Annotated in this window: 10 protein-coding genes; 2 read left to right on the forward strand and 8 right to left on the reverse strand. The window is 36.0% G+C overall.

All coding sequences use genetic code 11. The features are described from left to right. Positions 1 to 2: 2 nt before the first annotated feature. Both L1276_RS07090 and L1276_RS07095 read left to right on the forward strand, forming a co-directional pair. On the forward strand, positions 3 to 3,149 hold the full coding sequence (locus L1276_RS07090; protein WP_253786403.1) for an efflux RND transporter permease subunit: 3,147 nt from the start codon (positions 3 to 5) through the stop codon (positions 3,147 to 3,149). Beyond that, positions 3,146 to 4,513 carry an efflux transporter outer membrane subunit gene (locus tag L1276_RS07095; RefSeq protein WP_253786404.1) on the forward strand — a complete coding sequence of 456 codons (1,368 nt, stop codon included), beginning with the start codon at positions 3,146 to 3,148 and terminating at the stop codon, positions 4,511 to 4,513. The genes L1276_RS07090 and L1276_RS07095 overlap by 4 nt, the downstream gene beginning before the upstream one ends. A gap of 177 nt (positions 4,514 to 4,690) precedes the next feature. Here the strand turns inward: L1276_RS07095 and L1276_RS07100 are convergent, their stop codons facing one another. The 8 genes from L1276_RS07100 to L1276_RS07135 form a co-directional block, all read right to left on the reverse strand. After that, positions 4,691 to 5,101 (reverse strand): BrxA/BrxB family bacilliredoxin, encoded by a 411-nt coding sequence (locus tag L1276_RS07100; RefSeq protein WP_253786405.1) that lies wholly within the window; start codon positions 5,099 to 5,101, stop codon positions 4,691 to 4,693. A 189-nt stretch (positions 5,102 to 5,290) separates the two neighbouring features. Then, complete coding sequence (locus L1276_RS07105; protein ID WP_253786406.1) at positions 5,291 to 6,088, reverse strand: tetratricopeptide repeat protein; 798 nt, start codon at positions 6,086 to 6,088, stop codon at positions 5,291 to 5,293. A gap of 17 nt (positions 6,089 to 6,105) precedes the next feature. Further along, positions 6,106 to 7,299 (reverse strand): lycopene cyclase family protein, encoded by a 1,194-nt coding sequence (locus tag L1276_RS07110; RefSeq protein WP_253786407.1) that lies wholly within the window; start codon positions 7,297 to 7,299, stop codon positions 6,106 to 6,108. Positions 7,300 to 7,317: 18 nt separating this feature from the next. After that, positions 7,318 to 7,782 carry a thioredoxin family protein gene (locus tag L1276_RS07115; RefSeq protein WP_253786408.1) on the reverse strand — a complete coding sequence of 155 codons (465 nt, stop codon included), beginning with the start codon at positions 7,780 to 7,782 and terminating at the stop codon, positions 7,318 to 7,320. A gap of 221 nt (positions 7,783 to 8,003) precedes the next feature. After that, on the reverse strand, positions 8,004 to 10,265 hold the full coding sequence (locus tag L1276_RS07120) for a TonB-dependent receptor (RefSeq protein ID WP_253786409.1): 2,262 nt from the start codon (positions 10,263 to 10,265) through the stop codon (positions 8,004 to 8,006). A 291-nt stretch (positions 10,266 to 10,556) separates the two neighbouring features. Then, a complete protein-coding gene (locus L1276_RS07125) occupies positions 10,557 to 11,465 on the reverse strand; it encodes an NAD(P)/FAD-dependent oxidoreductase (protein ID WP_253786410.1) in 909 nt (302 codons plus the stop codon). 11 nt (positions 11,466 to 11,476) lie between these two features. After that, positions 11,477 to 12,682 carry a GTP-binding protein gene (locus L1276_RS07130; protein WP_253786411.1) on the reverse strand — a complete coding sequence of 402 codons (1,206 nt, stop codon included), beginning with the start codon at positions 12,680 to 12,682 and terminating at the stop codon, positions 11,477 to 11,479. After that, positions 12,679 to 13,032 carry a MerC domain-containing protein gene (locus L1276_RS07135; protein WP_253786412.1) on the reverse strand — a complete coding sequence of 118 codons (354 nt, stop codon included), beginning with the start codon at positions 13,030 to 13,032 and terminating at the stop codon, positions 12,679 to 12,681. Before L1276_RS07135 ends, L1276_RS07130 begins: the two co-directional genes overlap by 4 nt. Between the last annotated feature and the right edge of the window lie 89 nt (positions 13,033 to 13,121).

The following is a 13,121-nucleotide window of genomic DNA, read 5'->3' on the forward strand; positions in this document are numbered from 1 at the left end:
CTATGGATAATTTCTTTGTAAGACGACCAATTGTTGCAATCGTACTTTCCATTTTTATTGTCCTAATTGGAGGACTTTCGGTTCTGTCAACGCCCATTGCGCAATATCCTGAAATCGCACCACCTCTTGTTCAGGTTTCTACAAGTTACCGTGGAGCCAACGCCTTAAATGTGGAACAGGCCGTTGCAACACCCATCGAACAAAAAGTAAATGGTGTCGAAAACATGCTTTACATGCAGTCGACCAATACAGGTGACGGAAGTATGACACTTTCCATCACTTTTGATATGGGAACAGATTTGGATAATGCCACAATGTTAACTCAAAACAGAGTTGCCGAAGCGACCAACAAACTTCCAAACGATGTAAAAACAACCGGAGTTACAACCAAAAAGTCATTATCAATGCCCATGCTGATTTTGTCTTTGTATTCTCCCAACAAAACTTTCGACAACAACTTTTTAACCAATTATGCGAGCATCAATCTTGTAGATGCACTCGCCCGTATTAAAGGTGTTGGTGAAGTTACCCTTTACGGAGGAAGTAATTATGCGATGCGAATTTGGGTCAAGCCCGATATAATGGCGAAGTACAACTTAACAGTTCCCGATATTATCCGATCGATTCAGGAACAAAATGCCATTGCGCCAGGAGGAAAGTTTGGAGCACCGCCAGCGACTGATAACAATGAATTCACCTACAATGTAATGTTGAAAGATCGTTTGGTAAATCCCGAAGATTTCGAAAACATCATTTTAAAATCAAACATAAACAATCAGCAGGTTCGGTTGAAGGATGTTGGAACAGTAACTCTTGGAACCGAAAGTTATGCATCGGTTGCAAAACTCAACGGAAATCCAGCAGGAACTATCGGAATCAAACAAATGCCGGGTTCCAACGCCCTTGAAGTTGCAGAAAACGTAAAAAACACCATTGAGCAACTCAGCAAAAGATTCCCTCAGGATTTAAAATATGCCGTTTCCTTAGACACGACTTTAGCCATTTCTGAAGGAATCAACGAAATCATGCATACTTTGGTAGAAGCCATTATTCTGGTAATTATCGTAGTTTTTATCTTTCTGCAAAACTGGCGCGCGACTTTAATCCCGCTTTTAACCGTTCCCGTTTCATTGATTGGGGTATTCATGTTGTTTCCGTTACTCGGGTTTTCCATAAATGTTCTTTCTCTTTTAGGATTAGTTCTCGCCATTGGGATTGTCGTCGACGACGCTATTGTGGTTGTTGAAGCCGTAATGCATCATATTGAGCAGGGAATGTCTCCGCGTGAAGCCACAAACCAAGCCATGCGTGAAGTTTCGGGACCCGTAATTGCGATTGCGATTGTATTAACTGCCGTTTTTATTCCCGTTGCTTTGACTCCGGGAATTACCGGAAGATTATATCAGCAGTTTGCTATTACGATTGCTATTTCTGTGATTTTCTCCGCATTAAGTGCTTTAACTTTAAGTCCAGCTTTATGTTCACTTTTGCTAAAACCCAATCAGGAAGCAAAAGGCTGGCTCGGAAAATTCTTTAAATGGTTCAATGTGAAGTTTGGAAATTTCACCAATAAATACACAGGGTTTTCAGGATTTTTAATTAAGAAAACAGCCCGAAGTTTAATTTTTATCGGAATTGTAGTTGGAGCCATTATTCTTTTGGGAGGAAAAATTCCGGGTGGATTTGTTCCCGAAGAAGATCAGGGCTATATGTTTGTGAATATTGAACTTCCAGGCGCTTCTTCTTTAGAAAGAACCAGCAAAGTCATTCAAAAAGTCGAACATATTTTATCTAAAAATCAAGGTGTTGAATATTATACATCAGTTGCAGGATTCAGTTTGATAAAAAACTCCGTGGCAACCAATAACGGATTTTTCTTCGTTGCCTTAAAAGAATGGAAAGAACGTGAACAAGATGTTTTCCAAATTCTGAAAGAAGTCAACGGAAAAGTGGTTTTCGGAATCCCCGAAGCAACAGTCTTTGCTTTTGGGCCTCCGCCGATTACGGGAATTGGAAACGCTGCCGGATTCTCAATGATGCTTCAGGACAAAGAAGGAAATACACCACAGTATCTTTTCCAAAATGCCCAGCAATTTATGGCCGAAGCCAAAAAACGACCCGAAATTGGAACCATCCGAACGACCTTCAATCCAAATGTTCCGCAGATTAGTTTGGATATCGATCGGGAAAAAGTTTCGGAACTGAATCTTTCTTTATCCGATGTTAATCTTGCTATTGGAGCCAGCCTGGGAGGACAATACATCAACGAGTTCAATAAATTCGGACGACAATATATTGTTTTGCTTCAGGCAGATCCAAGTTTTACGGTAAATCCTGAAGACATCAATAAGATTTTTGTTCGAAGTCGGGATAATAAAATGATTCCAATTTCAAGTATCGCAACAATTCGGAAAGAAAGCGGTCCTGAATTTACAACCCGTTTCAACTTATATCGTGCTGCTGAAATTGGAGGAACGCCCGCACCCGGATTTACTTCGGCGGAAGCCATGAAAGCATTGCAAGAAACTGCCGCAAAAGTGCTTCCCGCTGGAATGGGCTACGAATGGGCAAACATGAGTTATCAGGAAAAACAAGCCGAAGGAAAAGGAAATACCGTTTTTATCATGGCGTTACTTTTTGTGTTTTTAATTCTCGCCGCACAATACGAAAGCTGGAAATTGCCTTTCAGCGTTTTACTCGGAACTCCTTTTGCCGTTTTTGGTGCTTTTCTAGGTTTATATATCTGTAGATTGTTAAGTCCAGACTATGTCAATAACGTTTTTGCGCAAATTGGTCTCGTAATGTTGATTGGTCTTGCAGCCAAAAACGCCATTCTGATTGTCGAATTTGCCAAAGAAGAATATGAAAAAGGAATGCCGGCTAAAGAAGCCGCATTATATGCCGCCAAATTACGTTTTCGACCAATTTTAATGACGGCTTTTGCATTCATTTTAGGAGTTGTTCCGTTATTAACGGCAAGCGGAGCCGGAGCGCAAGCGAGAAAAGTAATGGGAATGACGGTTTTTAGTGGAATGCTGGTCGCCACCATTTTGGGTGTTTGTCTGATTCCGGTGTTATTTGTATTTATTGAAACATTCGGAAAGAAAAAAACCGAGGAAATCGATGAACCTAAAGAGGAAGAAAAATGAAAAATCTAAAAATACTTTCAGCGTTATTTTTGATGGTTGTTTTTCCTTACGGATGCATGGTTGGACCAAAATATGCCAAACCAGAACAACCTCAGGCAGATACTTTTCGTTTTGGCGATCAATCTAGAGACACCACAAAATCGGTTACAACTATAAAATGGTCAACGATTTTTAACGATGATGTCTTAATAGGCCTGATTGAAAAAGGAATTCAAAACAATTATGATCTTAAAATTGCTTTGGCGCGTTTAGAACAAGCCAGAGCCAATCTCGGAATTGCAAAAGCTGATTTATATCCAGCTTTTCAATATTCTGGCCAGGTCAATACGGCCGAAACCTTTATGCAGCCTTCATCGGCTTTGGCCAATATGTCTTGGGAACTGGATTTTTGGGGAAAATACCGTCATCAGAATAAAGCTTTGCAAAACGACCTTTTGGCAACAGATGAAGCTCGAAAAGTAATTCTGTCAAATATTGTCAGCACTATCGCCATTTCTTATTTTGAATTGCGTGATTTTGATAATCAGTTGGAAATTACGACACATACTTTAGAAACCAGACAAAAGGCCTACGATATAATAAACGAGCGTTTTAAAAGCGGTTACGTTGCCGAATTGGACAAAGTACAAATAGAACAGCAAGTTGCGATTGCCGAAGCAAATATTCCGTTAATCAAAAGACAGATTACAGCTTTAGAAAATTCAATCTCTATTTTGGTCGGACAAGTTCCGCAACCCATACAGCGTGGAAAAACGAATAGCGAATTGTTGATTTTAACAACTTTCCCAACTTCAGTTCCATCTGCTTTATTAGAAAACAGACCTGATGTAAAACGTCAGGAATATTTATACAAAGCGGCTTTTGAGAGAATTGGCGTTGCGCAGGCCTTAAGATATCCATCCTTTAATATTGCCGCGATTGCAGGTTTTACGAGTATTGCGGTTGGAGATTTATTTAATGACAGTTCCTATTTACAAAATGCTGGTGCAGGAGTTACGGGACCAATTTTTAACTTCGGAAAAAACAAACGCCGTGTTGATGTCAACCGACAAATTGCGGAAGAAGTAAAATTCAATTTCCAGAAAACCTATTTAACCGCTATTTCTGAAGTAGAAAATTCCCTTCAAAACGTGGCAATGTTCAAGGAAGAATGGACCGCTCGAAATAGACAAGTTGTCGCTGCGCAAAAAAACTATGATCTTTCTAACGCAAGATATTACAATGGTTATGTTTCGTATCTGGAAGTTCTCGATGCGCAAAGATCTTTATTTGAAGCGCAATTGAGCCTTTCGCAGTTAACCCAAAAACAATTAAGTTCTATGGTTCAGTTGTATAAAGCGCTTGGCGGAGGATGGAGTTTTTAGTTTTGAGGTTCTGAGATGCTAAGTACTGAGGTTCTAAGTTTTTTACTCAACGTATATAAACAACAAAAAGCACTATTTTCATAGTGCTTTTTGTCTTAAATCTATATAGCTCTGCAACTCTTAGAAACTTAGAAAAAACCTTAGAATCTTAGCATCTCAGAACCTTAGTCCCTTAAATTAGCAATACTCGTTAAACGCATCTTGCAAGTTCTCAGCGATTAATTCAGCTGGACGGCCTTCGATGTGGTGACGCTCTAACATGTGAACCAATTCTCCGTTTTTGAACAAAGCCATAGATGGCGATGATGGAGGAAAAGGAAACATATGTTGTCTTGCAGCATCAACCGCTTCTTTGTCAACACCAGCGAAAACTGTAATAAGGTGATCTGGTTTTTTAGCTCCTTCTAAACTCATTTTTGCTCCCGGACGTGCATTTCTTGCAGCGCACCCACAAACAGAGTTTACAACAACTAAAGTGGTACCTTCTGCTTTGATAGCATTTTCAACAGCTTCGGCACTATGTAAATCTTGAAACCCAGCAGCTGTAAGTTCAGCCTGCATTGGTTTTACCATTTCTTCTGGATACATATTTTTATTCTTTTAAATTTTACTTTTGATCTGCAAAGTTACGAAGTTTACTCGCAACTAGTTAATTTGAAGTATAAAGTTTTGTTATAGTTCGATTGAGAAAGTTGAAACTTGCAAAGTCATAAAGTTTAAAGTCAAAACTAAACCGTAAAAAACCTCTTTTTTTGCAGAATCTATTTTCTACCTAATTTATTTACCAAACTTCATTTGGTACGGATAAGTCTCATAAATTGCATTATCTTCATTGATAGAAAAACCTTTTTTTGCATCGTCCTTCGCAATATTAATTAGAGCCATTACCTCTTCTTGGGGTTTCCCTTGCTTTAACCAGCAGATAGCTTTATAAACTTTGGCATCTGAAAACTCTGGATATATTTTTAGCGCTTTATCAAAAATAGCAATCGCTTCATCCCATTTTTTTAGTTCATATTTCGCAATTCCCTGATAAAAATAAGCTGTTGGATGTTCTAACTGTTGTCTGTTTTTATAAATATCATTTACATAATCGTCAAAAAGTTTCTCTGCTTTTTCATATTCGTTTAACTGCAAATAGCATAATCCTTTGTAAAAGCCAAAAGAATGATCCATAACATAACTATTTCCATAAAGTTTAATAGCTTGGTCAAAATCTATAATGGCATCTTTATAATCGCGTGAAAAAATGCATTTCATAAAAGCTCTGTAAGAAAGCCATCTTTCTTTATCGTACAAAACCGCTTTTTTCAAATAGGGCATTCCAACTTCGTACTTTTTACATTTGAAATACGGCATTGCTTTTTGCTGCCATAAATACGCCACTGTGCTGTCTTTTTTTAAACCTTGATCTAAACAATCCTGCCATTCGCTCATTTCAATAGTATAATTATGTTTTTCTGCACAGTTATGCAGAAATTCTTCAACAATCGCATCATGAGCCTTATTGGTAGATACTTGTCCGAAAGAAAAAACAGAGATAAAAAGACCGAAACCTAGAGTAATTTTTTTCAATAGTTTGAAATTTTAAGTTATGATTTATTTGAAAGAAAAATCACTCTAAATAACGCTTTAATAAATGGAAGTTTTGGACACTTTAAAATAACTTTAACATCTTCTAAAAAAGTGGTTTCTTCATCTAAAAACTTAAAGATCAATTGCGGATTTCCCTTTTGGAATAAAGAAGAAAAAATAGCGCTTCCTGATTCATTATGACGATATAAAATATCTAAAAGCAACAAATCATAAAACCAAAAACGACTTTTTTCATGAAATGTTTTCATATTTAGCGATCCAGCATTTTCAGCAAACCAATCATTTTGAAGAAATTGCAACAGTTCTGAAGACTTTTTATCTGAATTTTTGAACGTGTAACCTGTACTTGCTTTTGTCCAACCGCCCGCAGTTCCAATGTTTAGAACTCTTTTTGTGTTTTTCTTCCAAAAAGGATAACATGTCATCGGAATGCTTCCCTGCTCCTTTTCTGTAATTTCGAATTTATTAATTCCTAGTTTTTCCAAATACACTTGAATTTCATTTTCATATTCTATCAAGGAAAGCAGCTTTTCTGAAAACAAAGTATATTCTACCAAAGCTTCGGTTGTAGAAGTTGGCAGAACATACATAAATCGTGTATTCCCTTTTTGTTCTACTGAAAAATCCATGAAAGTGACTTCATCCGGATTAAAAACCTCAACTTTGGTTTTTACAAACCAGCCTACAAAATGCTGTTGTAAAACAGGATATTTCGCTTGATTTTCGGCGAAGGCCTTTGTATAAATACTGTTGAATAAATAATTACAGGTATATCTGTTTTCTTCTGTTCCAACAAAAACATGCGTTTCTAATTCGTTGATATCTGTTACTTTTTCATTTAGAAAAATGATATTTGAATGTTTAGAAATTGTTGTAAAAACAAAATTATAAAAATCAATTCCGTTAATTTTATTATAGGAGTAAGGCTTTAACGTCAAATCGCGTTTAAAATCTTCGTTAGCAAATAAAGCCAAGTCCCATTTTTTAGAAATAACGGGATTCCAAATAGAATCTTCTTTTTCCCAGAAACACCAAGTTCGATCATTTGTCTTTTTGGAATCCTGATCTAAGATCAAAATAGACTTATCTGAAAACTTTTCAGACAAAATCATTTTGTAAACCGACATTAACGCTGCCAGCCCTGTTCCTGTAAAAATGTAGTCGAAATGTTTAATTTGTGAAGAATTCATTCTCAAAAATAAGGAATTTTATTCTTCCAGTTTTTCTAAAAGAAGTTTAAAATTCTTTGGACTTAAATAGTTATTGTATTGCAGTATAATTTCTTTTTGCTCATTCAAAACACACAAAACGGGATATACAATTTGATTATTGATTGTTCCAAGCTGTAAAGCCAATTCGTGAACGCCAACATAATTTCCCGAAGGTTTGTATTTAAAGATCTGATTATTAAACGTAATATCTCGTTTTTCTTCGGCGTTGAAATCAATGAAATAGAAATTCGAGTTTAATTTCTCTATAATTTCCTGATTTTTGAAAGTTGTAGTTTTCATTCTTTGGCAAAACTGACACCAATCAGTATGAATAAAAACGATGATTTTTCTTTTTTGAATCTGCTGTAAGCTATCAACTTCTTCAAAAGTGCTGCTTTTTAACTGGCAGAATCCTGTTGAAGTTATTCCGAAGAAGAAGAATATTATAAATAGCTTTTTCATGTTGCTGTTTTTTAGCCCACAGATGACGCAGATTAAAATGATTATATATCTTTTTGTATTATTAAACTGGACTGAAGTCCAGCCCTACAATATGAATCGAGCCTATGGCTCTTTAAGTTCCAGCGGAACGAACTATTTTGTAGGGCTGGACTTCAGTCCAGTTTAATTATGGATTGGCATTATTTCAATTTATATTGTTATGTAATCTGCGGCCCATAAATTTACCTCAAAGTATATCGCAATCCTAAAAACCCGCGAATAGTTTGATTTTGCCCATAAACATACGTTGTATCAAAAGTCAATCCGTATGGATTATCTGGCGTAACCATCACTTTTCCAGCCGAATCGTATTGCACATTTTTATCAAAAGGATCATTGGTTCTCGAAATTAAAAACGGATTATTTTGTTTTGGAGTAAAGTTCAGCAAATTTTTGATTCCGCCGTAAACCTCAAAATCTTTCCAACCTGTATAGGTAAACTGAATATTCTGAATGCTATACCAAGGCGAATTCGGATTTCTAGGATCGTATTCGTTCAACAATGGCAGTTTCATTGGACTGTAAACATTTCCGGTATAATCCAGAAGTAAATTCCAAGGTTCAATTTTGTATGAAATGCTCCAGGTTCCCGTGAATTTTTCGGTTAAAAAAGGTCTTTCAGAAATTCTGTCCTGAACATTTTTATTGTCTAAAACCGTTGCTCCAAGTATAAACTTTAAACCATTTGTAAAATTCACATCGACATTGGTACTGATTCCCTGACTGATAGCGTAACCATCAATATTATCGTAAATAATTTTGTTAGGGTCAGTTTCGTAATCTGAAATAATTTTATTGCTGAAACGAGTATAAAAAGCAGTCGTTTCAATTCCGATAAAAGTTCCGTTGTCAAGGTTTATTTTCTGAATATAATTCAAGTTTACATTAACCGATTTTTCTGGTTTTAAATCATTCTGAATCACAACATCGCGCGAACCCGTAAGGGCGGCGTGATCTTCGGTAAACAAATTCACAACTCTAAATCCTGTTCCGGCATTCAATCTGAAAATGGTATTGTCATTTGCTTTGAAGCGATAGGCAAATCTAGGTGTAAAAATAGAACCATGAATAGAATTATAATCGTAACGCGCTCCAAGCAAAACCTGACTTTTTGGAGAAAACGTAATTTCATCCTGAACAAAAACTCCAGGTAACCAAGTACTTTCGGCCTCTTTAGTTGCCGGAGTATTATCATCATAATAGGAATATCGATTTGCAATTCCGGCAAGGAAATCATTTCGCCCGATTTTCTTGTCCCAAGTCAATTGCAAGAAGCCGATTTTTTGATTGGCGATATACGATGTTGTTCCGTAACGACTATCCTGATAATGCACATTTCCAGAGAAGGAAAGCATCAGTTTTTCTTCAAATGGCAATTGATAACTTCCAATTAACTCCCCTCTTTTGGTATAAATACTTTCGCCGTAAATTTCGTCTCCACCTCTGTATTTTTTCTCCCAGCGAACGTCTCCGCCCCAGCGATCTTCATACATTCCGCGTGCAGCAATCGTAAAAAGGCGATTATGATTGCCCTGAAAACTCCATTTGTTAAAAACCGAAACTCTTTCAGAAAGGGTTACATCGGTAAAATTATCTTTGTCTTTATCAATTACCTGATCGTAGTTGAAGTAATTTACACCTAAAAGCGAAGTTGCTTTTTTGCCGACATTAAATTTCATTCCCAAATCAAGATTGCTTTCAAAGTAAGAAGTCGTAAAATAATCTGCCGAAAAAGTGGGCGCATTCGTTGTATTTTTAGTGATAATGTTGATCAATCCTCCAACGGCTTCACTTCCGTAAAGAGAAGAAGCAGGACCTTTTACGATTTCTATTCGTTCTACCAAAGAATTCGGAATTCCTGATAAACCATAAACCGTCGAAAGACTGCTTACAATTGGCATTCCGTCAATCAGAACTAATGTATAAGGACCTTCGAGACCATTTATATGAATGTCACCCGTATTACAAACCCCGCAATTCAGCTGTGGACGTACACCGTTTATGTTTTGAAGCGCATCGTAAATACTGGCTGTTGGATTTTTTTTAAAAAAAGCTGGCGAATAAACCTCAACAGGAACAGCACTTTCTAAACGTTTTACTGCTTTTAAAGTTCCGGAAACCACTACCTCATTAAGTTGGTTTTCATTGTCTTCTAAATCAAAATCGAGATTTAGGTTTTGTCCATTTGTAATCAAAAATCTTTGGGTCACGGGTTTGAATCCAGTCGAGGTCACTTGAATTCTTCCGTTTTCAATACTAACATTTTCAAAAACAAAATAACCTAAACTATCTGAAATGGTTTTTTGGTCAGTTCCTAATAATTGAACATTCGCGGCTTGTAATTTTCTTCCATTTCCAGAAACAAACCCTGAGATTTTGGTGGTTTCCTGAGCAAAGGAAAAGTGTAAATTAAATAATATCAATATCCAAATTGAATTTTTCATCGTGGTAAAATTAATTTTAGACAAAACTAAAAATTAAATTTGACAAATAACAAATTTAAATTTATATTTTTACAACTTAAATTATATCAATATGTTATATTTCTATTTCTTATGTTGTAAACAAAAAATGAATAACGTCCAGCTTTAGCTGGATGAAAAATGAACGAAACCAAAAAAGGCTTTAGCCAAACCGTTACAATTTGGCTAAAGCCCTTTCGATTGAAATCTAATTCCCCTAGCTGAAGCTAGGGGCTATCCAAAAAAACTAATAAAACTCAGCCAATTTTAACATCAAAAATCTTCGTCAATAATTTCTTTGTTGATTACAGCACCAGCAAAAGATCCTGTAGAAACTGCAATGGCAACAGATCGCATTGGAGTGGTACAATCCCCGCTTGCATAAACTCCTGGAACGTTTGTTTTTTGCATCGTATCTACTTTTAGTAAACCTTGTTCATTTGATTCACATCCCAAATCTATTGGCAATGGACAATGCTGCTCAAAAGGTGGTCGCGTGTAAATGGCTTTTACAGTAACCTTTTCTTGGTTTTTGAAAATGATGTTTTGAATATATCCTTCTTTGTGTTCAAAAGAAGCTATTTCATCATCGAAGATTTGAACGCCATGATTCTTAAGAATTTCGGTTTGTTCCAAAGTCAAAGTCGATTTTCCGTTGGTACATAATCTCAGATCTTTTGTCCAATTTGAAATCAGTTTTGCAAAATCAAAACCTATTTCGCCGTTGGCAATAATGGCTGTTTTTTCATTTTTAACTTCATAACCGTGACAATACGGACAATGTAAAACCGAAATTCCCCAGCAATCTGCAAAACCTTTAATTTCAGGAAGCAAATCTTTAACGCCTGTTGCAAACAGCATTTTTCTTGAATTGAAATGTTTACCAGATTCGGTTGAAACTTCAAATCCATTTTCATTTTTAATGGCTTTTACGGCAAGTCCGTTATAAAAATGGATTGTCTTGTAAAGTTCCACTTGTAATTTGGCTTTCGCCGAAATAACAGCGGGCTTTTCACCATCTTGTGTAATAAAATTATGCGAATGCGGTGTTTGTCGGTTGCAAGTCAAACCACTGTCAATAACCAAAACCTGACGCAAAGCACGTCCTAGACTCATTGCTGCCGATAATCCGCTGTAGCTTCCGCCAATGATTATAACATCATATGTATAATTGTTTGTCATAATTTAAATATTTAAGATGTTCTTGATATTGGAAAAAGATCCTTTGTTGGAAACAAGCCTTCATGATAATCTATAATTTCATCTTCTGTACAAAGGCATTTTTTAAGTTCGTTGAGAATTTCAGTCTCTTTTATTTTTTGACCAATAAAAACAAGTTCATTAAGTCTGTCTCCAAAATCAGATGTCCAGCGTTCTTCTATTATATCCTGAAATTCAACAAAATTATTAAATGTCATTCGCTCACTTAACGGCATACTCGCCCACCAGACTCCTGCTCCTTCTGCTTTCATTGATCCACCGGCCTGACTCCAATTAATAGCCTGTTCCGGTCGTGATGCCATCCACAATAATCCTTTACTTCTAATAATATTTGCTGGAAAAGCTGAAGTAATAAAATTCCATAATCTATTGGGATGGAAAGGCCTTGAATCTCTAAATACAAAAGAGTTTATTCCATATTCTTCTGTTTCCGGTGTATGAATTCCTTCTAATTCTCTAATCCAGCCTGCTGCATTTTCTGCTTCTTCATAATTGAACAATCCTGTATTTATAATTTCGTTCGGATTTACTTTTCCTAAAACCGAAGTGATTATTTTCGCCGCAGGATTCAACTTCTGAATAGAGGCTTTTAGCATTTTTAATGAGTCCGGATCGATAAGATCTGTTTTATTCAAAATAATAACATTGGCAAATTCGACCTGGTCGACCAAAAGATTGACGATGTTGCGAGTATCGTTTTCAATATCAGATAAGTTTTGCTCCTGCAAAGTTGCAGCCGATCCAAAATCCTTAAAAAAGTTAAAACTATCTACCACAGTAACCATAGTATCGATATAGCTGAACTTAGACAAATCAATACTTTCATCTTCATTCACAAATGAAAAAGTTTGAGCTACCGGTATGGGTTCGCTGATTCCTGTACTTTCAATAAGCAAATAATCAAATCTGTTCTCTTCTGCTAATCTCTGTACTTCAACCATTAAGTCTTCACGCAAAGTACAGCAAATACAGCCATTGGTCATTTCAACTAATTTCTCTTCCGTTCTGGATAAAGTATTTTCATTTTTTACAAGTTGTGCATCAATATTAACTTCACTCATGTCGTTAACGATTATGGCAACTTTCAATCCTTCTTTGTTATGGAGTATATGATTAAGCAGCGTAGTTTTTCCTGCTCCAAGAAATCCGCTTAATACGGTTACAGGTAATTTCTTCATTTATGTCTGTTTTTATGATTTTTATAATTAATCAAATGCCCAATGATCATTCCTGCTCCACCAAAATAAATAAGATCCAAATGAATCTCTAAGAATAAATCCGTCAAAATGCTTATCCAGATTAAACTCATTGAAACAATCAAAATTGACGAAACCAAAAGACTCGATTTTTTCGTAATTTTGAGGATTGCAAATAAGCCTATCGAAGCAAATGCTAAATCGATAATTGGATTGTGACTTATGCCTAAAGGAAGAATTGTTAAAAGTGGAAAAATCAAACAATGAATAAGGCACATTGCTGCACTTGAAATTCCTAATATATCGTAAAGGGATGAGGTTGTTTTCTTCATTTCTCGTACATTTGCTTAATGCAATTTTGTTGCAAATATACATAATAAAATCAATTGCAACATTGTTGCATTAAAATTTTTAATTCAAA

The organism is Flavobacterium sp. HSC-32F16, from assembly GCF_024171645.1.
In the GTDB taxonomy this organism is placed as follows: Bacteria; Bacteroidota; Bacteroidia; order Flavobacteriales; family Flavobacteriaceae; genus Flavobacterium.

Coding starts and splice junctions, on each gene's coding strand:
- L1276_RS07090 (WP_253786403.1), top strand. CDS start 3: ATGGATAATTTCTTTGTAAGACGACCAATTGTTGCAATCGTACTTTCC.
- L1276_RS07095 (WP_253786404.1), top strand. CDS start 3,146: ATGAAAAATCTAAAAATACTTTCAGCGTTATTTTTGATGGTTGTTTTT.
- L1276_RS07100 (WP_253786405.1), bottom strand. CDS start 5,101: ATGTATCCAGAAGAAATGGTAAAACCAATGCAGGCTGAACTTACAGCT.
- L1276_RS07110 (WP_253786407.1), bottom strand. CDS start 7,299: ATGAATTCTTCACAAATTAAACATTTCGACTACATTTTTACAGGAACA.
- L1276_RS07115 (WP_253786408.1), bottom strand. CDS start 7,782: ATGAAAAAGCTATTTATAATATTCTTCTTCTTCGGAATAACTTCAACA.
- L1276_RS07120 (WP_253786409.1), bottom strand. CDS start 10,265: ATGAAAAATTCAATTTGGATATTGATATTATTTAATTTACACTTTTCC.
- L1276_RS07125 (WP_253786410.1), bottom strand. CDS start 11,465: ATGACAAACAATTATACATATGATGTTATAATCATTGGCGGAAGCTAC.
- L1276_RS07130 (WP_253786411.1), bottom strand. CDS start 12,682: ATGAAGAAATTACCTGTAACCGTATTAAGCGGATTTCTTGGAGCAGGA.
- L1276_RS07135 (WP_253786412.1), bottom strand. CDS start 13,032: ATGAAGAAAACAACCTCATCCCTTTACGATATATTAGGAATTTCAAGT.